Source organism: Cupriavidus sp. 05T313, from assembly GCF_056396665.1.
The window spans coordinates 1-21,575 of record NZ_JBFTLX010000109.1; the positions used below are offsets into that span (position 1 = coordinate 1).

Consider the following 21,575-nt stretch of genomic DNA (forward strand, 5'->3'; position numbering starts at 1 on the left):
AGATTGTTGCCCAGATAGGGTTTTGATCCTGTGATGCCAAATCTAGTGAGCCCTTTCGGACACCAGCGGGCGCCATTAATTGAGCTGGTACTACGAAACTGCGTCTGAATACCTCTACTCCACAGTACCGTCCCGACCGGGACCGTTGGATCGAAAGCGATTGTCGACGGCGGTGCCATAAGCGTCGTGTAAGGACACGCTAGTTGGGCTTGCGCTATTGAAGGTATTGCATTCAACACAATGGCTATGCTAAAAAATGCAAAAATCCGGATCAGCTTTTTCATCATTCCAGCAAATAGGTAGGGTGCATGCACCGTGCGGCAGAGGCTTCACCGCCGGGATCTCGGTCTTTGCCGCCGGTTAGCTGTGGAGGTGGCCGGGCACGATTTTGCGCGGCCCTTCGGGACAAGAGGCAGGCACGCGCTTGAAAGGCCGCTTGGCTGCGGCCTTGACGCGACGCGATGGTTTCGTAGCTGACAACCACGCCGCGCTCTAGCAGCATCGCTTCGATATCGCGCAGGCTCGACGGAAAGCGGAAATGCCAACGCACTGCGCAACGGATAACCGCCGCGGGGAAGGGGCGACCGTGACAGAGCGATTTGGCTTTCTTCATCGCACCATCCTACTGGACCGCCTCGGTAACGTGGCTGTGCCCCCTCCTTTTTTGGATATTGCCCCCCCTTAAAAGGACCTGTTTGGCGATACCCCGCCAATGGCGGGCCAGGCGGCGATGCGTGCGGTCGGAATGATCTCGAAAGCACGCGTGAACGTGGGAGCCGGATGCGCGGCCTCTCCGCTATTGCGTCATCAACACCTCAACGTGACAGCGCCGCCGCCGTGCGCTTCGGCGCGGCGCCCGGCATGCTGGCCGGCCTTGCGCCGTCGTTCTTCCTCCTTCCCGGAAAGTTGTACCAGCGGACCCGCTTGTACTATAATGCGAACAATTCTCATTTAAGCCAATCGATGTTTGGCCGCGCCAGACCCGTCATCATCAGGAATGCAGCATGGCTGCCGCCGAATCCGCTCTCCAGCAGCACGTCAACACCCTCTACAGCGAGCACAACCGCTGGCTCCAGGGATGGCTGCGCCGCAAGCTGGGCAACGCCTGCGATGCGGCCGACCTGGCGCAGGACGTATTTCTCCGCCTGCTCCACCGGCAGCCCGCCGATATCCGGGAGCCGCGCACCTACCTGAGCACGATCGCGCGCGGGCTGGTCATCGAGCACTGGCGGCGCCGGGAGCTGGAGCTGGCCTGGCTGGAGACGCTGGCGCAGTTGCCGCCGGCCCACGCGCCGTCGCCCGAGAGCCGGATGGTCTTCCTGGAAACCCTGATCGCCATCGACCGCGTCCTGGATGCGCTCAAGCCGCAGGTGCGCGCGGCATTCCTGTGGGCCCAGCTGGAAGGGCTGACGTGCCGGCAGATCGCGGAGCGCCTCGGGGTGTCGCTGGCGACCGCCGAACGCCATGTCGCGGCGGCGCTGCGGCATTGCTACGCCTTACGCTTCGGTGACTGATCCCGCCAGCCCGGCGGGGAAATCGCCCGCGCCCGACCCCCCGATTCCCGCTCGCATCGTCGACCAGGCCATCACCTGGACGATCCAGCTCGACTTCGGCGAGCCCACCGCCAGCACGCGCGAGGCGTTTGCGCAGTGGCTCGCCGCGGACCCGCTGCACGCGCTTGCCTGGCAACGGGTGCAGGCGCTGCGGGACGATTTCTCCGGCATGCCGCCGGCGCTTGCCCTGGATACGCTGCAAAACGCCGGCGCGCGGCGCGGCGCCAGCGGGCTGAGGCGCCGGCAGGCGCTGAAGGTGCTGGCGCTGGCCGGTATCTCGGTGGTGGCCGTGCAGGGCGTGCGCGAACTGGCGCCATGGCAGCGCCTGCTTGCCGATGCGAGCACCGCGACCGGCGAACAGCGCACCGTGCGGCTGGACGATGGCAGCACCATCGTGCTCAACACCGATACCGCCATCAGTACCGGGCTGGGCGGCGAGCGCCGCCTGATCACATTGCGGCGCGGCGAGATCCTGGTCACCACGGGACATGACGATCGCTTTGCCGCCGCCAGCGGGGCGGCGCGGCCGTTCTGGGTGCAAACGCCGTTCGGCAGCCTGCGCGCGCTGGGCACCCGCTTCGTGGTCCGCATCGGGGACGGGCGCGCCCGGGTCAGCGTGCAGGAGGGCGCCGTCGCCTTGTATCCGTCGACGGGGGGAACCGGGGACGTGGCCCAGGCGGGTACGAGCTGGTGGCTGGCCAGTGGCGGCAGTGCGCCGGCACCGGCGCAGACCTTCGAGGCGGACGGCTGGGCCAGTGGCGTCATCGCCGGCAAGGACATGCGCCTGGCCGACGTGCTGGCCGAGCTTGCGCGTTATCGCATGGGCCGCATCGTCTGCGATCCGCGCGTGGCGGACCTGCGCATCTCCGGGGCCTATCACCTGCGCGACACCGATCAGACGCTGCGTTTCCTGGCGCAGTCGCAGCCGGTTGCCGTCGTCTACCGCACGCGCTTCTGGGTCACGGTGGGGYCCGCCGCAGGCAGCTAAGCGCCATGCCAGCCATGCAAGAAAAAGAATTCAGGAAAATTTGAGGGGATTTTGATTCTCGACCGGCCTACTGCGTAGGAACTTCAAACACCACGCTGCCGGAGAAGAGAATCAGATGTCTGCAACACGCCATGCCACTGCCACTGCCACCGTCATTGCCACAGCGCGCCCACCCCGGCTCAAGCCGTTCGCGGTCGCGCTGCACCACGCCTTCGTCTGCCTTGCGTTGGGCGCGAGCATGGCGCCGCTCGCAGTGAGGGCGCAATCGCAGGCTGCGGCCCAGGACACCACGGCCACGCTGCCGGCGGTGACCGTCACCGCCGCCACCGAAGCGCCGGGCGAGCTGCCGCCGGCCTATGCGGGCGGCCAGGTGGCGCGCGGCGGCCGCCTCGGGCTGCTGGGCAACAAAGGCGTGATGGACACGCCGTTCGCCGTCACCAACTACACCGCCCAGCGGATCGAGGACCAGCAGGCCGTCACGCTGGCCGAGGTACTGAACAGCGATCCTTCCGTCCGCTTTACCGGCCAGGTCGGCGGCGTGACCGACTCCTTCTTTATCCGCGGCTTTCCGATCAACGAGGGCAACCTGTCCGAGATCGCGTTCGACGGCGTCTATGGCGTTTCGCCGAACTACCACCTGTTCACCGAGTACCTGGAGCGGGTCGAGGTGCTGAAGGGGCCAGCCGCCTTGCTGTACGGCATGTCGCCCAACAGCGGCGTGGGCGGCGTGGTCAACGTCGTGCCCAAGCGGGCGCTGGCGCAGGACCTGACGCGCTTTACCCTCGACTACGCCTCCGATGCGCAGGTGGGCGGCGCGGTCGACCTGAGCCGCCGCTTCGGCAGCGAGCGGGAGTGGGGCATCCGTTTCAACGGCCTGCACCGCCAGGGACCGACCGCGCTCGACAACCAGAAGTCGCGCGCCGAAGTGGCGGCGTTGTCCCTGGACTATCACGGCGATCGCCTGCGCGCGTCGCTCGACGTGATCGAGCAATACCAGTGGGTCGATGCGCCGACGCGTCCCTTCCTGGTCGCGGCCGGCTTGCAGGTGCCATCCGCGCCGGACGGCCGGCGCAATGTCAGCCAGCCCTGGGGCTGGTGGAAGTCCAACGATGTCTCGACGCTGCTGCACGCGGAATACGATGTCACCGACAATGTGACCGTATTCGCCGATGCCGGCGGTACCCGCTCCGATGTGGCGCGCCTGTCCGACCAGACGCCGACCATTCTGAATCCGGCTGGCGCCACCTCGTCGGCCGTGCAGAACTGGAAGTTCCAGGTCAACCGGTCGAGCTTCGATACCGGCGTCAGGAGCAGGTTCGAGACCGGCCCCGTCAGGCACGCACTGGCGCTGCAGGCGAACCTGTATATGGACCGTATCGCCAATGCCAATGTCTCCGGCATGCCCGTCACGTCGAACATCTACGCGCCGATCGACCGCCCGGCGCAGGACATCGCCTCGCCGCAGCGGGTGCCCAAGGTCTCCGACTCCACGCTGTCGGGCCTGTCGCTGGCCGACACCCTGAGCGTGCTCGACGACCGCGTGCAGTTGACCCTTGGCTTGCGCTACCAGCAGGTCAGGTCGAACAACTACGCCGCCACCGGCGCAAAGACGTCCGCATACGACGAGAGCGCCGTCACGCCGCTGGCCGGCATCGTCTACAAGCCCTGGCAAAACGTGTCGCTGTATGCGAACTACGTSGARGGGCTGAGCAAGGGCGACATCGCACCGGCCACGGCGTCGAACGCGGGGCAGGTCTTCGCGCCGTACAAGACCAAGCAGCAGGAGGTCGGCGTCAAGTACGACTCGGGCAAGGTGATGGCGACGCTGGCGGCGTTCCGCATGACCAAGCCGAGCGGCCAGCTGTTCGGCACGGTCTACGCCATCGATAGCGAGCAACGCAACCAGGGGCTGGAGCTGACGCTGTCGGGCCAGGCCTACAAGGGCGTGCGCCTGCTCGGCGGCGTGACCCTGCTCGACGGGGAACTGACCAGGACCAACAGCGCGGCCACGCGCGGCAACCGTCCGGTGGGCGTGCCTGCCGTGATGGCTAACCTGGGCACGGAATGGGACCTGCCGTGGGTGCCCGGCCTGACCCTGACGGGGGCGGTCAACTACACCGGCAGCGAATACGTCAACCAGGCGAACACGCAGCAGGTGCCGTCGTGGACCACGGTCGACCTGGGCGCGCGCTACAAGACATCGCTGTACGGCAAATCCACCACCTTCCGCGCGGGTTTGTTCAATGCCTTCAACCGCAAGTACTGGTCGGGGGTGGCGTCGTACGGCACGATTTCGCTGGGCGCGCCGCGTACCTTCATGGCGTCCATGAGTGTGGACTTCTAAGCCGTTGCGCGTCCGATACCGCGCGCTTGCCGGCGCTCTCGCCTGTTTTGCACTGTGGGTGGCCATGCCGTCGTCCACCGCGCGCGCGCAGGCGCCGGGCGCTGGCCAGGCGCGGTCCTTCGCCATCGCGCCCGGCCCGCTCCATGCGGTGCTCAACCGCTTCGCCAGTGCCGCCGGCATCGATCTTTCCTACGATGCCGCGCTGCTCGGCGCAGCCCGGAGCCCGGGATTGCAAGGCAGCCATACGGTGCCCGAGGGGCTGAAGACGCTGCTGGCGGGCACCGGGCTGGATGCGGTGGCGTTGCCGGGCGGCGGCTTCGCCGTGCGCAAGGCGCGGGAGGGCGCTCGCACCGAGGCCGTGCCGGTGCTGCCCGCCGTGACCATCACCAGTACGTCCCCAGCCGCGGGCGAATTGCCGCAGCCCTTCGCGGACGGGCAGCTCGCGCGCGGCGTCCGGCTGGGGATGCTCGGCAACACGGACATCATGGACGCGCCGTTCAGCGTCACCAGCTACACCGCCAGGGCGATCGAAGACCAGCAGGCGCGCACGGTAGGGGATGTGCTGGCCAACGATGCGTCGGTGCGCTTTGTCAGCCAGCCCGGCGGCATCCTGGATGCCTTCACGATCCGCGGCTTTCCCGTGGGCAACGGCAACTTCGGGGAAATCGCCTTCGACGGCCTGTATGGCGTCGCCTCCAACTACCGGGTGTCGACCGGCTATGTCGAGCGCGTCGAACTGATCAAGGGCCCGACCGCCATGCTGATCGGCATGGCGCCGAGCGGGAGCGTCGGCGGGGGCATCAACATCGTCCCCAAGCGGGCCACCGCGGAGGACCTGACGCAGGTCACGGCCGACTACGCCGCGGCGTCGCAGCTTGGCGGCAACGTTGACCTGAGCCGGCGGCTTGGCGCCGGGCGCCAGTTCGGCATCCGCCTTAACGGGAGCTATCGGGCGGGTGATACCAGCCTGGACAACCAGTCGCGCAATGCCGGGGCCGGCGCGCTGGCGCTGGATTACCAGGGCGAGCGCTTGCGCGCGACACTGGATTTCATCGGCCAGCGGGAGAGGATCAACGCGCCGTCGCGGCTCCTGCACATTGTCCCCGGCATCGCCGTACCCGGCGCACCGGATGGCCGGCGCAATATCACGCAGCCCTGGGAGCACTCCAGCATCCGCGACCAGTCGCTGCTGTTGCGGGCGGAGTACGACATCAGCGACAAGCTGGCCTGGTTCGTGGACGGTGGCGGTGGCCGCACCCGGGTTGCCAGGCTCTTTGCCATCACGCCCACCATTGTCAACGAGGCCGGCGATGTTGCCGTGTCGGACACGAACTACAAGTTCAACGTTGCCCGGGCCACGGCGGATACCGGCCTGCGGGCCCGCTTCGATACCGGGCCGGTCAGCCATCGCCTGAGCCTGGTCGTCAGCGGCTATCGGGACCAGCTTGAGCGAGGCTTCAATCATGCGTCCACGAGCGCGCTGACCAACCTTTACCATCCGCTATCCCTGCCCGCGCAGTACATCCTGGAGCCCGCCAGCGTACCGAAGGTGTCCGAGACGCGGCTGAACGGCGTGGCCGTGGCCGATACGCTGTCGCTGCTGGACAAGCGGTTGCAGGCGACGCTGGGCGTGCGTTACCAGCTGGTCAGGTCGGAGAATTTCGGCACGGCCGGCGCCGTCACGTCGCGCTATGACGAGGGGGCAGTGACACCGATGCTCGGCCTGGTGGTGAAGCCCTGGCAGCACGTCTCCCTGTACGCCAACCGCATCGAAGGACTGAGCAAGGGCGACACGGCGCCCTCCAGCGCCAGCAATGCGGGCGAGGTATTCGCGCCCTACAAGTCGACCCAGTATGAAGCCGGCGTCAAGCTGGAGCGGGGAGGCATGATCGCGACTGTCAGCGCGTTCCAGATCACCAAACCGGGTGGCCAGATGTCCGGCACGCTGTTCACCGCCAGCGGCGAGCAGCGCAACCGTGGGCTGGAATTCGGCCTGTACGGCGAGGCGGCGGCAGGGGTGCGGCTGCTCGTCAGCGCCGCCGTGCTCGACGCCAGGCTCACCCGGACCGGCAGCGCCGATACGGAGGGCAAGACCGCCGCCGGCGCGCCCCGGCTGCAAGCCAATCTTGGCGCCGAATGGGATGCCGCGTTCGCGCCGGGCCTGACGCTGAGCGGCAGCCTGGTCTACACCGGGCGCCAGTATGTGGACCAGGCCAATACGCAGCGCATTCCGCAGTGGACCCGCGTGGATCTCGGCGCGCGCTACCAGACCACGCTGGCTCGCCGGCAGACCACCTTGCGGCTTAATGTCCGCAACGTCTTCGACCAGCGCTACTGGGCCGCGGTCGATGCATTCGGCGGCGTGGCGATTGGCGAGCCGCGAACGCTGCTGTTGTCGGCGACGATGCGTTTCTGAGGCACGGCGCCGCCGGTTCCCGGAATCAGGCGGGGGACCCCATCGCGGATTGCAGATAGTTTTGCAGGCCGACCTTTGCCACCAGCTCGATTTGCGTCTGGAGCCAGTCAATGTGCTCTTCGGTGTCATCCAGAATCCCGACGACTATCTCGCGCGACACGTAATCGCCCACGGATTCGAAGTACTTGATGGCTTCCTTGCAGCTGGCTTGGGAAACAAGTTCCAGTTTCAGGTCGCAACCCAGCATTTCCTCGGTGTTCTCTCCCAGCAGCAGTTTGTCGAGATCCTGCAGGTTCGGCAGCCCGTCGAGCATCAGGATGCGTTCGATGAGCTTGTCGGCATGCTTCATCTCTTCGATCGACTCGGCGTACTCGTGCTTGCCCAGTGCGCTCAAGCCCCAGTGCCCGTACATGCGGGCGTGCAGGAAATACTGGTTAATCGCTGTCAATTCATGCTTGAGCTGGCCATTGAGAAGCTGAAGAACCTTCTTGTCGGTTTTCATGGTATTGATTCCCAATTACATTATTTATAAAACCAGTCATTGGATAAAAAATAATAATTTTATTGTTTGAAAAGGCAAGGAGTGAATTATGTATTTTTGTCTGCATTGTAATTGCTAATTGTTTTGATTTTCATTTGGCGGATGAGGGGGGGGAGCTTCGGGTGGCGTGTGCTGCATTTTCGGGCCCGGCTGGCGAGAGGCCGCGAGGGCAGGGTTTGTCTTTTGATAAGGATAGATGCCTTGCCAGCGGCTTGTTCGGGGCCGTAGTCGGATTGCTGCCAGTGACCGGCTTGCGGGGCAAGGCAGGCGCGCTGCATGGCCAGTAGCGGCTCGTGCGGTCTGGCCGTGCATGCCCGAGCTACTGGACGGTGATTGTCTCCTTCATATTCGGGTGTATGCCGCAGAAGATCTTGTAGACCCCCGGTTTGTCGAACCTGAACTTGAAGGTGTCGTTTTGATCGAGCGCCCCGGAGCGGAACAGGCCGGCGTCGTCGACAATCGTGTGCGGTTCGCCATCGAGATTTTTCCAGGTCACGGTCGAGCCGGCTTTGATCGTGAGCGACATCGGCGAGAACATGAAATTCTTCACAACGATGACATGGGTCTCCTGCGCTTGCGCGACGGAGAAGCCGGGAACCGATGCCGCCATGAGCATCCCGGCCCCGAGGGGGACGACGAGGGCGCGTCGAAGTAGAGTCGTTAGCATGATTTGGGTCCTGGTGGGTGAACAGTGCCTGGCAAGTCAGGCGAGCGTCGTGTCGGCAAGCGTCGCCTGGAACGGGTGGCGCATGATCTTGATGCTGGTCACGCCGAGCATCCTGGGAAGCTGATCGCCCGGGACTGTCAGCGGCATGGGTCCGGGGCCATTGCCGGCCGTCGGTTGCGGGTAGGCTGTCGAGCGCGCCGTGTGGAAGGTGATATTGCCTTCCACCTTTGAGACGATCTGGTGGATATGGCCGTTCAGGACAGTGACCGAACCGAAACGCTTCAGATAGCCCATCGCCTCGCCGGCATCGCCGGTGCCCCACCCCCACGGTTGATAGATCGTCCACATCGGCATGTGCGCGAAGACGACGATCGGCGTGCTGGACGAACGGCCCTTCAGGTCGGCTTGCAGCCAGGCGAGCTGGTCGTCGCCCAGTCCCCCCAAACCGTTCGGCTTGAAATGCATCACGTTGACCAGGCCGATAAAGTGGACGCCACTGTGGTCGAAGCTGTAGTAGCCCCTGTTGCCGGAGGCATGGCCGAAACGCTTGAAGTACTCTGTTCCGGGCCCATCGGTGACATCATGCTCGCCGGGCACGGTATGCAATTCGGTGATATTCAGCCCCGACATCAATTGGGCCGCGTGGTCGAATTCCTCGGCCTTGGAAAGATGCGTAATGTCGCCCGTGTGAATCGTCAGCGCAGGCTTGACCGGCATGGCATTGACGAAGTCAATCGTCTGCCTGAGCGTACCAGCGACGTCGGGATTGGCTTCCTTGTTGAAGCCGATATGCGTGTCGCTGATCTGCAGGAAAAGAGGGATGCCCGCGGCAGCCGGCTGACCCTTCCCCGAGGCGGAAAGGGCCAGTTCCACCGGCGCGAGAACGCCGCCGGCCAGGACAAAGACGGTGCCCGCGCCACCGAAAGCGAGACACTTCAACGCGCCGCGGCGCGACGGATTGGATGGATGATCTGACGACATATTGCCCTCACGAGACAGGTTCGAGAGGCAGACCGCCGGACCATCCGACGGCCCCCCCCCGATTGGGTTCATGAGGAAGACCGCCGGGCCATCCGTTTTATTCCGCCGTTTTGTTCCACCGTGAGCACCGCGCCGCGCAGGCTAGGAAGCCGGATGCGCGCGCAGGTCCGTGATGAAGTCGTTCAGTTCCGCTTCGCCGGCATCGGTGATCGCCCAGTAATTCATGCCCGCGGCACTCCAGTGGGCGAGGTGATAGCCCTGCTGCGCATAGATGCGAGGCGTGGCGCCCGCGTCGTTGCCCGGCCACACATAGAGATTGATCGGGTGCAGCTTGTAGTGATAGACCATCACGGCGACCGCCCGCCCGTTCAGGTAATCCAGCCGCCCGCCGACCAGCGGATACCCCTGCTGCACAAGATCGACCACAGGTGGCGCAAAGTCCAGCTTGCCGTCAAACCACGGCTTGACCGTATGCCGGTCGGTTGAAATCACATCGGAGAGGTGATTGACCTGCAACGAGCGAATATGGTTATCCACGAGTTCCTGGGTCAGGCGCGTCTCGCTCGATGGCACCGAGAGGTACAGCCCCACGCTCCAGGTCAACGCGACCACACTCATCAGCATCGCGCCAGCCGGCGCCCAGGCCAGCGACCCGCCGCCGCTCCACCGGCCGAATCGCTCACCCAGCCGCTGCCAGAGCGTGCGGCGCGCCGGCAGCGCAGCCTTGATGCGTTTCACCAGTTCCCGCGGCGCCTCTACACGCAAATCCGCCTGCCGCAGCTGCGCACTCACCTGGCGGTGTTGTGCATAGACCTGCTGGCACTGTTCGCAGTCAGCAAGATGGCGCTCGAATTCGAGCGCTTCGGACAGGCTCAACTCCTGGTCGAGATAGCCCGGCAGTAATTCAAATGCCTGTTTGTGATCCATCACGCCTCCTGATCCGTCGGGGCGAGCAGCGCCGCGAGTTGCTGGCGGCCTCGGCCCAGGCGAGACATCACCGTGCCTATCGGGATGCCCACGATGGTGGCGATTTCCTTGTACGACAAGTCTTCCAGTTCCCGCAACACGACAACTTCCCGGTATTCCAGCCGTAAGCCCTGYAACGCCTTATGCACCCGCTTCTGGCTCTGGCTGCGTATGAGCATCGCTTCGGGACTGACGTCATGGTCAGCGGCACTCATCTCAAGGCTGTGCATGTCTTCCTCGAACATCATGGTTTCCGCTGCATGCCCCCGGTTCTGCTGATGCCAGGTGTAGAAGGTGTTGCGCACAATGCTCAATAGCCATGCACGGGCATCCTCGCCGCGGAATCCGCCAAAAAACCGGAACGCGCGCAGGTACGCCTCCTGCACCACGTCCTGGGCATCCTGGTCGTTATGCGTCAGCCATCGCGCGACATTGAAAGCCGAGTTCATATGAGGCAATACAAGCGTCTCGAAGCGCTGCGCGGTGTCTGGATCGGCCATTGTGAAGTTTCTGCTGTAACCGCAATCCGTGACCGGCAGTGAGTTAACAACAGGACCGCCGGCATGCCATTTTTATTCCCGGAACCGCCGCCTGAATCGGATCCCGTGTTGATTCGGCATAGGAAGTGCCGGTCGTGTGATCGGTACGCCTCCTATGTCCGTCTTCTTCCCGGGCAGCCAGTTCCGCACCACCGACGATCCGCGCGCGCGTCGCAAGCGGATGACTGCGTGCAGAAGCGGGAATATCCGGCGACGGAACGGCGTCTACTCATTGTTGTGTATCAAAGGGAAGGAAAGTGCAACCTATCCGCCATGCGATAGCGACCCGGCTCGCCGCCTCTCTCTATGGCTTCGAACCGAACGATGAACGTATCGTGATCCTGCTGATCGCCAGCGGCACGCAAGGCTTGCAGGTTGCATTGCTCGCCCCGGGCGTAATGATGCCAACGGCATTCCAAAACTTGAACTGGTCTCGATTCATGATCCCATCCGATCAGGATTGGTACGAAACAAAAAGTCGTTCAATTTCCCTGCCAGCCGTATCCTCTTTCGAGAAGCCGTGTGCGACCTGCGCCCGCAATCAAGGGGTGGGCCTCGTCTGCGCGGTCTGGTTTTCACCGGTCTGTGCTGCCTGGTTTCCACTCATCAGCGCACTCCTCTGCGCTTGATGTTTGGCTTCCAGTCTTTGTTCCGCCGCTTGAATGTCGGCGGGGTAGTTACTATCCCCGCCTTGGGAAGGGTTGTAACCGACCGACTCCAATTCCTCGAGTTCATGCCGCACTTCCGCACGAGTGACTTGATGCGTGCCGGGTTCGGGCGACGTTTGCGCGTATACACAAGCTGAGGTTGCCATCAACGCAGCGCTCACGATGAGCGAACCGCGCATGGGCAGGAAAAAAAGCCGATTCAGCGAATTCGATTTCATGTCAATACTCCTTGGTTGTTCGAGCGAGGGATGCCGCAGTCGATTCGACTGCGCAGCATGACGCTCTGCATGGGTTAACCGCGGAGCCAGTCTCCTTATTCCCCAATTTCTTTCGCGGAAAAAACGCATCCGTGGCATCAGCGATAAGAGGACACAGGAGCACGAACCGGGGCACGGGAATTTCCCTTGGCCGGCAGCCGCGTCAACAACTGGAGCGGGAATAAAACGGGTGGCTGCGCGGTTCTACAAATGCACGGCGAACGAGTTCTCGGGATGGATCAATATCCCGGAAACCGGAAGCGAGTTGCGTGCCCGGGCGTAGCCTTCACGGCGATGCGCTTTGGAAGCTATCCCTACTGTAATTGGAGATCGTCATGAAAATCCTGATTTCGGCCGCTGTCGCGGCATTGGCTTCGTTCGCAGCGCTGGCCCAGTCACCCAGCATCCCCGCAACCTCTGACAGCAACACCCATATCGCCGGGCCGCGCGATCCCTACACGGATGGCGCGAAAGCAGGCAGGTACGACGTCTATTCCGACGGCGCAAGAATCACGGATCGGCGCGATCCGTTCACCGACGGCGCGCACGGCTAAGACGCTGCCAGAACCGCAGGCGGCATGAATGAAAAGAGAAAGGGCGGGGCTGCGGCCCGCCCTTGTCGCGCCAGAGCCCGGAAATTGCCAAGGCCCTCAGGCGCCTGCACTACCCATTGGAAGTGATGCTAACCTAGCGTGCGCTCGGCAGTGTCAGCGCTTGGTGGCAAGCGCCGCCGCATCGGGATGCGTGGAGGTAGAGCATGTCACACTTTCCCTATCTTCAAAGGTTGCGGCCGGCGGGTGTGCGGTCGGTCCGCCTGACCACCGGACTGGTGCTGTTTACCTACGTGGGTACGCATCTCCTGAATCACTCGCTGGGGAATATCTCGCTCGCCTGGCTGGAGCGTGGCCTGCTTGTGCAGAAGTTCATCTGGCAGGGATGGCTTGGAACGGCAGTGCTGTACAGCGCGCTGGTGACGCATTTCTTCCTGGGTTTGTGGGCGCTGTACGAACGGCGCTCGTTGCATTGGACGCCGGGCGAGGTGGCGCAGCTCGTCCTCGGCTTGTGCATACCGCCGCTGCTGGCCAACCATGTCGCGAATACGCGGATCGCCTTTGCCGCGTTTGACCTGAACAAGGGTTATGCGCAGTTGCTGTACTCGTTCTGGATCGCTTCACCGTTCTTCGGCCGTGTGCAGCTGATGCTCCTGGTGGTTGCCTGGCTGCATGGGTGTTACGGCCTCTGGTTCTGGTTGCGCTTGAAACCATGGTTTGGTGCGTGGCGAAGCGTGCTGCTGAGCGTTGCCGTGCTGCTTCCGGTGCTTGCGCTGCTAGGCTTCTTGCAAGGCGGACGGGAAGTGATCGCGCTCGCGCAGGATCCCGTCTGGCGCGCCGCGGCGACCCGCCCGGCGATCATCGGAACGGATTTGCAAAATCTCTGGCTCGCCGAGCTGCGCAACGATTTCTTGCTCTTCGATGGGGGTGCGCTGCTGCTGGTGCTCTCAGCGCGGCTGGTGCGCATGGTGCGGGAGCGCAAGGTCGGGCGGCTCTGCATCATGTATCCGGACGGGCGAAAGGTATTCGCGCCGCTTGGATTCTCGGTGCTGGAGGCGAGCCGCATGGCCGGCGTTCCCCATGCCAGCACCTGCGGTGGCCGCGCCCGATGTACGTTGTGCCGGGTGCGCGTGCTCAGCGCTGTGCCGCTGCCCGCGCCGGCCGAGGCGGAGCGGCGTGTTCTGGAGCGGCTGGGAGCGGATTCGCAGACAGTGCGCCTCGCCTGCCAGTTGCGGCCGACCCATGCGCTCTCCGTGTGGCCACTGGTGCCTCCGGCCGCCTCCACGGCCTTCCTGCAGCGGCGCCAGCGGGACGTCATGCCGCAAGAGCGATTCGCGGCGTTCATGTTCGTGGATATGCGGGATTCCACAAAGCTTGCGGCGGCACAACTGCCGTTCGACAGCATCTTCATGGTCAGCCGCTTCCTGAGTGCGGTCTGCGCCGCGGTGGTCCAGGCGGGCGGTCTGCCAAACCAGTTCCTGGGAGACGCGGTGCTCGCGATCTTTGGCTTGCACAGCGAGCCGGCCGTGGCCTGTCGTCAGGCGCTCAGCGCGGTGCCGCTGGTCGCAGCCAATATTGACGAACTCAACGCCGCTCTCAAGCAGGAGTTGCAGACGCCAATCCGCTTTGGCATTGGATTGCATTGCGGCCGGGCCGTCATGGGCGAGATTGGTTTCCGCGAGCATGTCACGTTCACGGCGATTGGCGACCCGTTAAACGTGGCCTCGAGACTTGAACAGTTGACAAAAGAGATCGCTTGCGAGGCGATCGTCTCGGAACAGGTCTTCCAGCACGCCGGCGTTTCGGCCGCAGGCTTGCCGCAGCTTGCCGCACGCCTGCGAGGCCGCGATGAGCCGGTGCCCGTCCGCGTGCTGTCCAAGGCGGCGGAGATGCCCCGGGCCTGACAATGCCTTCCACGCCACGCCCGCTGCGGCGGTGCTGGAACTAGCTCAGCGACGAATCGACCCACACTAAAGCCGGATGAACCCGTAGCGTGGCTGGCGCCGGCCCGAGGGCGATGCAAGGCCGGTCATCGCATCACGCCCGATGACCGGCCGGCTTCCCACTTACTGCACGTTACCTGCCACGGCGATGGTCTGGCCGGTGATGTAGTTCGAGTCCGGCGAGCAGAACAGGTACACGCCGCCAGCGGCTTCCTCCGGGGTGCCCCCACGGCCGAGCGGGTTGCGCTGGGCGTGCGCCTTCAGCAGTTCCGGATTCAGGCCGACGCGGATGTCGCGGCCCTCGATATTCACAGTCGCGCCGGCCTTGGCGTCGGCCGACGTCATGCGGGTGTGGATCAGGCCGAATGCCACGGCGTTCACATTGACATTGAAACGGCCCCATTCGCGGGCGAGCGCGCGGGTCATGCCGATCACGCCGGACTTGGCGCCGGAGTAGTTCAGCTGGCCGGCATTGCCGTTCAGGGCCGAGGTCGACGAGATGTTGACGATCTTGCGGTACACCTCGCGGCCGGCTTCCTTGTCGGCGGCGTGCAGTGCCTTGATGTGCGGATAGGCGGCGCGGATGATGCGGAAGGGCGCGGTCATGTGGCAGTCCAGGATGGCGTACCACTGCTCGTCGCTCATTTTCTGCACCACGTCGTCCCAGGTGAAGCCGGCGTTGTTGACGAGGATGTCGATGCTCTTGAAGTGGCTCATCGCCGTGTTGATGAAGCGATCGGCGAAGTCCGGCGCGGACACGTTGCCCACGCAGGCCACGGCCTCGACGCCCATCGCCTTCAGTTCTTCCACGGTCTGGTGCGCCGGTTCGGCGTCCAGGTCGTTGATCACCAGGCGCGCGCCTTCGCTGGCCAGGCGCCTGGCAATCGCGTTGCCGATACCACGGCCGGAACCGGTGACCAGTGCCACCTTGCCGTCAAGTGTTCCCATGTCTTATCTCCTGAATTTGTGAATTTACTGAATTTGCTGAACTTGCTTGGGGTTACAGGGCGACGACCGCGTCGCCCAGGATCTTGGTTTCGCCATATTGGTTGGCGGTCTGGATTTCCAGCTTGATGCGCTTCTCGCCGTTCACTTCCAGCTTTTCCACCACGCAGCCGCTGCAGGTGATGCGGTGGCCGAGATGCGTGATGCCGACAAAGCGCACGCCGAATTGGCGCAACTGCCGCTGGTCAACCCACAGCGTGAGCAGGCGGCCCAGATAGGCCATCGACAGCATCCCGTGCGCGAACACGTCGGGCATGCCGGCCTTGCGCGCGAAGTCGGTATCGATATGGATCGCGTTGTGATCGTTCGAGGCGCCGGCAAACAGCGCCAGCGTGGTGCGGTTGATAGGCTCCAGCGTCAGCGGGGGCAGGGTGTCGCCGACCTGGATCTGCTCAAAGCTCAAATTGCTCGGATTGCACGGATTGCTCATTGGGGGTCTCCGGTTCAGCCGTTGCGCTGCACGAGTACGCTGCGCAGGTCGGCCACATGTTCGCCGTCCTGGTTGGTCACGCGTGTCTCGCGTACCACGAAGTCCAGCGCGCCGCCTTTCTTCTCGTAGATGTCGGTGATGCGCGTTTGCAGGTGCAGCGTGTCGCCCGCATAGGCCATGCGGTGGTAGGTGAAGGACTGTTCGCCGTGCAGGATGCGCTCGACCTTGATGCCGAGTTCGTCGCGCCAGGCGCTGGGCGGCTGCACCAGTTCCAGCGAAAAGAGGAAGGTGGGCGGCAGCGGCAGGCCGGGGTGGCCGGCGTCGCGCGCGGCGGCTTCGTCGAGATAGATCGCCCTGGTCTCGCCGGTGGCCTTGGCGAAGAAGCGCAACTGGCTGGCGGCGGCGGTGGTGCGGAAATCCGCGATCACCTTGCCGATGAATTTCTTGTCAATCATGGGAAAGACTCCGTCGGGTAGCGTTCGGTAATCAGCGCAATCAGGCGTGCTTCTTGTAGACCGTGACAACGCACGCGCCGCCCAGCCCCAGGTTGTGCGCCAGCGCCACCTTTGCGCCCTCGACCTGGCGCTGCTCCGCCGTGCCGCGGATCTGGTGCGTCAGCTCGTAGCACTGGGCCAGGCCCGTGGCGCCGAGCGGGTGGCCCTTGGACAGCAGGCCGCCGGACGGGTTGACGACCCAGCGGCCGCCGTAGGTGTTGTCGCCGTCGTTGACCAGCTTCTCCGCGCCGCCTTCTTCGCACAGGCCCAGGCCTTCGTAGGTCAGCAGTTCGTTCTGCGCGAAGCAGTCGTGCAGCTCGATCACATCCACGTCCTCGGGGCCGATGCCGGCCTGCTCATAGACGCTTTGCGATGCCGAGCGCGTCATGTCGAAACCGACCACGCGGATCATGTCCTTGCTGTCGTAGGTGCTGGGGGTGTCGGTGGTCAGTGCCTGGCCGGCGATCAGCACGTCGGTGCGCAGGCCGCGCTTGCGGGCGAATTCTTCCGAGACCACGATGGCGGCGGCGCCGCCGCAGGTCGGGGGGCAGGCCATCAGGCGCGTCAGCACGCCATCCCATAGCATCGGCGAGGCCAGCACGTCTTCCGGCGTGACGATGTTGCGGAACACAGCGAGCGGGTTGCGCGCGGCATGCTGGCTGGCCTTGGCGCGGATCTTGGCGAAGGTCTCCAGCCTGGTGCCGTACTTGGTCATGTGCGCACGGCCCGCGCCGGCGAACTGGCGGATGGCGCTGGGCAGGTCGGTACGGTCGACCAGTTCGTTGACCAGGTTCAGCGCGCGCTCCAGCGCCGGTGCGCGGTCGCTCCACTTGGAGCTGAGCGCGCCCGGCTGCATGAACTCGAAGCCCACCGCCAGCGCGCAGTCCACCGCGCCGCTCTGCACCGCCTGGCGTGCCAGGAACAGTGCCGACGAGCCGGTGGCGCAGTTGTTGTTGACATTGATGACCGGGATGCCGGTCATGCCCGCATGGTAAAGCGCCTTCTGGCCGCAGGTGGAATCGCCATAGACGTAGCCGGCGTAAGCCTGCTGCACGTCGGCGTAATCGATGCCCGCATCCTCCAGCGCCTGGCGCACCGCGTGCGCGCCCATCATGTCATAGGTTTCGCTGGTGCCCGGCTTCTTGAACGGGATCATGCCGACGCCGGCGACGAATACTTTACGAGTCATGTCATTCTTCCTTCGGATTGCGGTGGTGTTTACGATGGCGATATGAATTACATCTTTCGCGAGATCAGGTCGCGCATGACCTCGCTGGTGCCGCCGTAGATCCGCGTGACGCGGGAGTCGGCAAAGGCGCGCGCCACCGGGTACTCCAGCATGTAGCCGTAGCCGCCGTGCAGCTGGACCATTTCGTCCAGTGCCTTGCCCAGGGCTTCCGTGGCATAGAGCTTGGCGATGGCGGCTTCTTCCAGCGTCAGGCGGCGGCGCACGTGCTCGGCGAGGTAATGATCCACCATCAGGCGCACGGCCACGGCTTGCGCCTTGATGTCAGCCAGCTTGAACTTGGTGTTCTGGAAGTCCCACACGGTCTGGTTGAAGGCCTTGCGTTCCTTCACATAGTTGATGGTGTGTTCCAGGCAGACTTCCAGCTTGGCGGCGGCGCTCACGGCGATGCTCAGGCGCTCCTGCGGCAGTTCGCCCATCAGGTAGGCGAAGCCCTTGCCTTCCTCGCCCAGGCGGTTGCCCACCRGCACGCGCACGTTGTCGAAGAAGAGTTCGGCGGTGTCCTGCGCGTGCTGGCCCACCTTGTCGAGCTTGCGGCCGCGGCGGAAGCCTTCGCGGTCGGCTTCCACCATGATCAGGCTGACTCCCTTGGAGCCGGCGCTGGGATCGGTCTTGCACACCATGATGATCAGGTCGGCATTCAGGCCGTTGCTGATGAAGGTCTTGCTGCCGTTGATCACGTATTCGTCGCCCTCGCGCACGGCGGTGGTACGCACGGCCTTGAGGTCGCTGCCGGTGCCCGGTTCGGTCATGCCGATGGCAAGGATGGCCTCGCCGGAGCAGACCCTGGGCAGCCAGCGTTGCTTCTGTTCCTCGCTGCCGATGCGGTTGATATACGGGGCAATGATGTCGGAGTGCACGCCAAAGCCGGGGCCGCTGACGCCGGCGCGCGCGACTTCCTCGTTGAAGATCGCGCAGTGGCCGAAGTCGCCGCCGCCGCCGCCGTACTCGGTCGGCAGCGTGATGCACAGCAGGCCCTCGCGGCCGGCCTTGAGCCAGGTTTCACGGTCGACCACGCCAGCCTTGTCCCAGGCGGCCTGGCGGGGAACGCATTCGCGTTCGAGGAAGCGGCGCACGGTGGTGCGGAACATTTCGTGGTCGTCGCGGAAGACGGTCCGGGTGACTTGCATGTGAAGCTCCGATAGAAAGGGTGAGGGCGTTGGTCCGCTCTTAGCGTACGCAGGCGACGTGTGCCGCGGGTTCGGGGTGGAATAGCTGATCGACCAGGTGCGCGCGGCGCGCGCGGGTGGTTGCCTGGTTGACGTAGCCCTTTTCGGCCATCTCGTTGGCGTCGATCGAAGGCGGCTCGGCCATCAGCAGCACGCGCCGCACGCTCAGGCTGGCGCCGTCCTTGCCCTGGGCGCGCAGGCGTTCGCATAGCGCATTCACCACCAGCGGGTGCCGCACCAGCGCTGCGGCGTCCAGTTCGGCCAGCTCCGGGGCCAGCGCACGGCAGGCGGCGAGGTTGGGCCAGGCCAGCGCGGCGAGGTAGTCGTGATCGTGGCCGCAGATGACGGCATCGGTAATCAGCGGCGCGCATCGATCGATCAGCGCCAGGCGCACGGCGCCGGTGCGGACCCAGGTGCCGTTGGCCAGCTTGAAGTCCTCGACCACGCGCCCGGCGAACACCAGGCCGCGGGCCGGATCGGCGGGATCGGCCAGGCGCACGGCGTCGCCCAGGCAGAAATAGCCCTCATCGTCGAAGGCCGCGGCGGTGAGGTCGGGGCGCTTGACGTAGCCGGAGAAAACGAAGGGGCCGCGCATGCGGATCTCGAAACGCCCGTCGCCACCGTCCAGCGGCACCAGCTTGATCTCGGCACCGGGCATCGGCACGCCGACATTGCCGACGCCGTCGGTGGCCCAGCCGCAGTACACGCCCATGGCGGTGGTTTCCGTGGAGCCCAGGCCGGAGCAGAAGACAATGTGTTCGCCCACCGTCTGTTCGGCCACGCGCTGGATGCGCTGCAACACGTCGCCCGGCAGGCTGGCGCCGCCATAGCCGAAGCTGACCGCATTGGCGAGCAGGCTGCGCGCCAGCACCGGGTCGCGTTCGAGTTCAGTGACCAGCGCGCTCCACGCCGACGGCACGCTGTTGAACATGGTGGGCGAGACTTCGCGCAGGTTGCGCACGGTGCGCTGGAACAGGCCGGGCAGGGGGCGGCCATCGTCAATGTAATGCGTGGCGCCCAGCACGATGGCGCGCGCGAAGTTGGTCACGCCGCCCAGGCCATGGTGCCAGGGCAGCCAGTCGAGGAACACCGGCTGCCGCTCGATCAGGGCGGCGAGGTTCTCCGCGTGATAGGCAGTCACCGCGTTGAGATTGCTGTAGGCGGTGGCCACGCCCTTGGGGACACCGGTGGAACCCGAAGTAAACAGCACGCGCACCGTGTCCGTGGGACGGATGGCGGCGTGCGCGCTGGCCAGCGCGGCCAGCCGCGCCGGCGTCAGCTCGGTGGCTGCCAGGCTGCTCCAGGCGTGCTGGCCGGCTGCCGCGCCTTCCACGGCGATAACCGCCGCCTTGTAGCCTTCCAGGGCCGCGATGGCACGCTCGAAGGGCGCGGCCGATTGCACGAACAGTGCCGCGGGCGGCACCAGTTCAGCTACGCCCTTCAGACGGGCGAAATCGCGGCTGATGGTGGAGTAGGCGGGCGACACCGCGGCGGCGGGCACGCCCACGTACTCGGCGGCAAGCAGCACGACGGCCTGCTCGATGGAGTTGCCGGAAAGCAGCATCAGCGGACGGTCTTGTCCGAGGCCGAGTTCCAGCAGCGCGGCGCCCACGGCCTGTACCTGGTGCCACAGTTCGGTCCAGGTGATTGTGCGCCATGCGCCCTGCGCGTCGCGCTCGCGGAATGCGGCGTTGGTGCCGCGGCGCTCTGCCCAGTAGGGCAGGAAGTCGGCCATGCCTTGCTGGGGGATCTTGGTCGGCGGCGTGGCGCAGCGCAGCAGAAGCGTGCCGTCGGGGCGGCGCTCGATTAGGGTGCGGCGCTTGGGGAAGCAGACCGGGCGGTAGGGGTGATCGGTGGCGGCTGGCGGGTGCGCGGCCGTTGGGGTGTTCATTGGGGCTGTCTCCTGGGCTGGATGCGGGTGGGGCGCGTCAGCAGGTTGTTTTTTTGGGGTCCCGGGGGGTGGGTTTTGGTATGGCGTTACGGTAACGCTAAGAGGGGGTGGGATATAACCACCCGCGTTAGGTGGCTTTGCTTTTTTGGGGCCGCGTGTGGGGGGAACCGTTGTGTTTGCCGGGGGGTGGGGTTTTTGGGGGGCGGCGTTGGTTTTTGCACCCAAGTGCGTACGACATCCCCCTGCGGGGGACGCCGGTCACTCATCAGACTCTTTTCTGCCCGACCCACACTACCGTCTCGCCACCTCGCGCTCCACTGCGGGGACGGGGCGCGTTCATACCATCTCTTCTTTGCTTCGGCAAAGAAGACTAACGAGAAGAAGGCCGACCCTGCCGGGGGCAGAGCAATCGCGGGTGCGCAGGGTGCTGGTTTCGTCGTATGGGCAGCGGTTCTGCTGGTATCTGCCGTTACCGGCTTGCAGGGCCTCGCAATGGCATGCCCATGGGTTTCGTGGTGGTGCCCCTGACCTCGTGTGCAGTGCCCCTTCCCACATCTGCCGTTCGCGGTGCGAGGGTCTGCGCCGTTTCGGGTGTGGCTGGTTTCGTGGTTTTGTCTCGGAGAGCAGGCGCGGTGATGTTCGAGCGTGACCCTCGCGGACCGGTCCGCCATGCCCACCACGAAACCAAGGGCGTTGATAGCAAGGTGCCGCTCGCGCTGGTACGGCAGGGCATCAAATGGCTGGACGCTTGCCGCCAGAGACAAAACCACGAAACCACCGATGCGGGCGGGATCGTGGCGCTCGGCACCGCGAACGGCAGATGTGGGAAGGGGCACTGCACACGAGGTCAGGGGCGCCACCACGAAACCCATGGGGCACGCCATTGCGATGCCCTTCGAGCCGGTTGGACACGCCAGCCAACACAC

Annotated in this window: 19 protein-coding genes and 1 pseudogene; 7 read left to right on the plus strand and 13 right to left on the minus strand. The window is 64.9% G+C overall.

Annotated elements, in window-relative coordinates:
* Positions 1 to 363: 363 nt before the first annotated feature.
* Positions 364 to 613 (minus strand): annotated as a pseudogene (locus AC1DKD_RS22260) (IS6 family transposase); the annotation flags it as partial.
* 391 nt (positions 614 to 1,004) lie between these two features.
* Between AC1DKD_RS22260 and AC1DKD_RS22265 the strand changes: the two are divergent.
* From AC1DKD_RS22265 to AC1DKD_RS22280, 4 genes are all read left to right on the plus strand, one after another.
* Positions 1,005 to 1,514 carry a sigma-70 family RNA polymerase sigma factor gene (locus AC1DKD_RS22265; RefSeq protein WP_441633524.1) on the plus strand — a complete coding sequence of 170 codons (510 nt, stop codon included), beginning with the start codon at positions 1,005 to 1,007 and terminating at the stop codon, positions 1,512 to 1,514.
* A complete protein-coding gene (locus tag AC1DKD_RS22270) occupies positions 1,507 to 2,541 on the plus strand; it encodes a FecR domain-containing protein (protein ID WP_477143716.1) in 1,035 nt (344 codons plus the stop codon). Before AC1DKD_RS22265 ends, AC1DKD_RS22270 begins: the two co-directional genes overlap by 8 nt.
* A 115-nt stretch (positions 2,542 to 2,656) precedes the next feature.
* Entirely contained in the window at positions 2,657 to 4,885 is a 2,229-nt protein-coding gene (locus AC1DKD_RS22275; RefSeq protein WP_441633520.1) for a TonB-dependent receptor, read from the plus strand.
* Positions 4,872 to 7,301, plus strand: coding sequence for a TonB-dependent siderophore receptor (locus AC1DKD_RS22280; RefSeq protein WP_477111565.1), 2,430 nt, complete (start codon positions 4,872 to 4,874; stop codon positions 7,299 to 7,301). Before AC1DKD_RS22275 ends, AC1DKD_RS22280 begins: the two co-directional genes overlap by 14 nt.
* 25 nt (positions 7,302 to 7,326) lie before the next feature.
* Here the strand turns inward: AC1DKD_RS22280 and bfr are convergent, their stop codons facing one another.
* The 6 genes from bfr to AC1DKD_RS22310 all read right to left on the minus strand — a co-directional run bounded on the left by bfr (position 7,327) and on the right by AC1DKD_RS22310 (position 11,881).
* A complete protein-coding gene (gene bfr / locus AC1DKD_RS22285; RefSeq protein ID WP_276288369.1) occupies positions 7,327 to 7,803 on the minus strand; it encodes a bacterioferritin in 477 nt (158 codons plus the stop codon).
* Between the two features lie 358 nt (positions 7,804 to 8,161).
* On the minus strand, positions 8,162 to 8,509 hold the full coding sequence (locus tag AC1DKD_RS22290; protein WP_441633518.1) for a cupredoxin domain-containing protein: 348 nt from the start codon (positions 8,507 to 8,509) through the stop codon (positions 8,162 to 8,164).
* A gap of 36 nt (positions 8,510 to 8,545) precedes the next feature.
* On the minus strand, positions 8,546 to 9,490 hold the full coding sequence (locus AC1DKD_RS22295) for a metallophosphoesterase family protein (protein WP_477111564.1): 945 nt from the start codon (positions 9,488 to 9,490) through the stop codon (positions 8,546 to 8,548).
* 141 nt (positions 9,491 to 9,631) lie between these two features.
* Complete coding sequence (locus AC1DKD_RS22300; protein ID WP_477111563.1) at positions 9,632 to 10,417, minus strand: anti-sigma factor family protein; 786 nt, start codon at positions 10,415 to 10,417, stop codon at positions 9,632 to 9,634.
* Positions 10,417 to 10,956 (minus strand): sigma-70 family RNA polymerase sigma factor, encoded by a 540-nt coding sequence (locus tag AC1DKD_RS22305; RefSeq protein WP_441633512.1) that lies wholly within the window; start codon positions 10,954 to 10,956, stop codon positions 10,417 to 10,419. The genes AC1DKD_RS22300 and AC1DKD_RS22305 overlap by 1 nt, the downstream gene beginning before the upstream one ends.
* Before the next feature lie 580 nt (positions 10,957 to 11,536).
* Positions 11,537 to 11,881, minus strand: coding sequence for a DUF4148 domain-containing protein (locus AC1DKD_RS22310; protein ID WP_441633510.1), 345 nt, complete (start codon positions 11,879 to 11,881; stop codon positions 11,537 to 11,539).
* A 374-nt stretch (positions 11,882 to 12,255) separates the two neighbouring features.
* Between AC1DKD_RS22310 and AC1DKD_RS22315 the strand changes: the two genes are divergently transcribed.
* Together AC1DKD_RS22315 and AC1DKD_RS22320 are read left to right on the plus strand one after the other, a co-directional pair.
* Positions 12,256 to 12,474 carry a hypothetical protein gene (locus tag AC1DKD_RS22315; protein WP_045242673.1) on the plus strand — a complete coding sequence of 73 codons (219 nt, stop codon included), beginning with the start codon at positions 12,256 to 12,258 and terminating at the stop codon, positions 12,472 to 12,474.
* A 275-nt stretch (positions 12,475 to 12,749) separates the two neighbouring features.
* The gene (locus AC1DKD_RS22320) at positions 12,750 to 14,375 is read left to right on the plus strand and encodes an adenylate/guanylate cyclase domain-containing protein (protein ID WP_477111562.1); all 1,626 of its coding nucleotides are present in this window, start codon (positions 12,750 to 12,752) and stop codon (positions 14,373 to 14,375) included.
* A 162-nt stretch (positions 14,376 to 14,537) separates the two neighbouring features.
* Here AC1DKD_RS22320 and AC1DKD_RS22325 read toward each other — a convergent pair whose 3' ends face one another.
* The 6 genes from AC1DKD_RS22325 to AC1DKD_RS22350 are packed head-to-tail and all read right to left on the minus strand — an operon-like array spanning position 14,538 to position 20,649.
* Positions 14,538 to 15,362 carry an SDR family NAD(P)-dependent oxidoreductase gene (locus AC1DKD_RS22325; RefSeq protein WP_441633506.1) on the minus strand — a complete coding sequence of 275 codons (825 nt, stop codon included), beginning with the start codon at positions 15,360 to 15,362 and terminating at the stop codon, positions 14,538 to 14,540.
* Positions 15,363 to 15,414: 52 nt separating this feature from the next.
* A complete protein-coding gene (locus tag AC1DKD_RS22330) occupies positions 15,415 to 15,849 on the minus strand; it encodes a MaoC family dehydratase (protein WP_477111561.1) in 435 nt (144 codons plus the stop codon).
* Positions 15,850 to 15,863: 14 nt separating this feature from the next.
* A complete protein-coding gene (locus AC1DKD_RS22335) occupies positions 15,864 to 16,304 on the minus strand; it encodes a MaoC family dehydratase N-terminal domain-containing protein (RefSeq protein WP_441633502.1) in 441 nt (146 codons plus the stop codon).
* A gap of 40 nt (positions 16,305 to 16,344) precedes the next feature.
* The gene (locus AC1DKD_RS22340) at positions 16,345 to 17,532 is read right to left on the minus strand and encodes a lipid-transfer protein (RefSeq protein ID WP_045242677.1); all 1,188 of its coding nucleotides are present in this window, start codon (positions 17,530 to 17,532) and stop codon (positions 16,345 to 16,347) included.
* A 47-nt stretch (positions 17,533 to 17,579) separates the two neighbouring features.
* Positions 17,580 to 18,719, minus strand: a complete 1,140-nt coding sequence (locus AC1DKD_RS22345; RefSeq protein ID WP_477143717.1) for an acyl-CoA dehydrogenase family protein — start codon at positions 18,717 to 18,719, stop codon at positions 17,580 to 17,582.
* Positions 18,720 to 18,759: 40 nt separating this feature from the next.
* Complete coding sequence (locus AC1DKD_RS22350; protein ID WP_477111560.1) at positions 18,760 to 20,649, minus strand: feruloyl-CoA synthase; 1,890 nt, start codon at positions 20,647 to 20,649, stop codon at positions 18,760 to 18,762.
* 635 nt (positions 20,650 to 21,284) lie between these two features.
* On the opposite strand from AC1DKD_RS22350, the gene AC1DKD_RS22355 reads away from it, so the two are divergent.
* The coding region (locus AC1DKD_RS22355) for a hypothetical protein (RefSeq protein WP_477143718.1) at positions 21,285 to 21,575 on the plus strand (291 nt) is incomplete at its 3' end.

Excerpts from the sequence above, each read along its gene's own strand:
- AC1DKD_RS22295 (WP_477111564.1), bottom strand. The coding sequence starts at position 9,490 with ATGTCGTCAGATCATCCATCCAATCCGTCGCGCCGCGGCGCGTTGAAG.
- AC1DKD_RS22330 (WP_477111561.1), bottom strand. The coding sequence starts at position 15,849 with ATGAGCAATCCGTGCAATCCGAGCAATTTGAGCTTTGAGCAGATCCAG.
- AC1DKD_RS22325 (WP_441633506.1), bottom strand. The coding sequence starts at position 15,362 with ATGGGAACACTTGACGGCAAGGTGGCACTGGTCACCGGTTCCGGCCGT.
- AC1DKD_RS22340 (WP_045242677.1), bottom strand. The coding sequence starts at position 17,532 with ATGACTCGTAAAGTATTCGTCGCCGGCGTCGGCATGATCCCGTTCAAG.
- AC1DKD_RS22265 (WP_441633524.1), top strand. The coding sequence starts at position 1,005 with ATGGCTGCCGCCGAATCCGCTCTCCAGCAGCACGTCAACACCCTCTAC.
- AC1DKD_RS22310 (WP_441633510.1), bottom strand. The coding sequence starts at position 11,881 with ATGAAATCGAATTCGCTGAATCGGCTTTTTTTCCTGCCCATGCGCGGT.
- AC1DKD_RS22290 (WP_441633518.1), bottom strand. The coding sequence starts at position 8,509 with ATGCTAACGACTCTACTTCGACGCGCCCTCGTCGTCCCCCTCGGGGCC.
- AC1DKD_RS22300 (WP_477111563.1), bottom strand. The coding sequence starts at position 10,417 with ATGGATCACAAACAGGCATTTGAATTACTGCCGGGCTATCTCGACCAG.
- bfr (WP_276288369.1), bottom strand. The coding sequence starts at position 7,803 with ATGAAAACCGACAAGAAGGTTCTTCAGCTTCTCAATGGCCAGCTCAAG.
- AC1DKD_RS22335 (WP_441633502.1), bottom strand. The coding sequence starts at position 16,304 with ATGATTGACAAGAAATTCATCGGCAAGGTGATCGCGGATTTCCGCACC.
- AC1DKD_RS22350 (WP_477111560.1), bottom strand. The coding sequence starts at position 20,649 with ATGAACACCCCAACGGCCGCGCACCCGCCAGCCGCCACCGATCACCCC.
- AC1DKD_RS22315 (WP_045242673.1), top strand. The coding sequence starts at position 12,256 with ATGAAAATCCTGATTTCGGCCGCTGTCGCGGCATTGGCTTCGTTCGCA.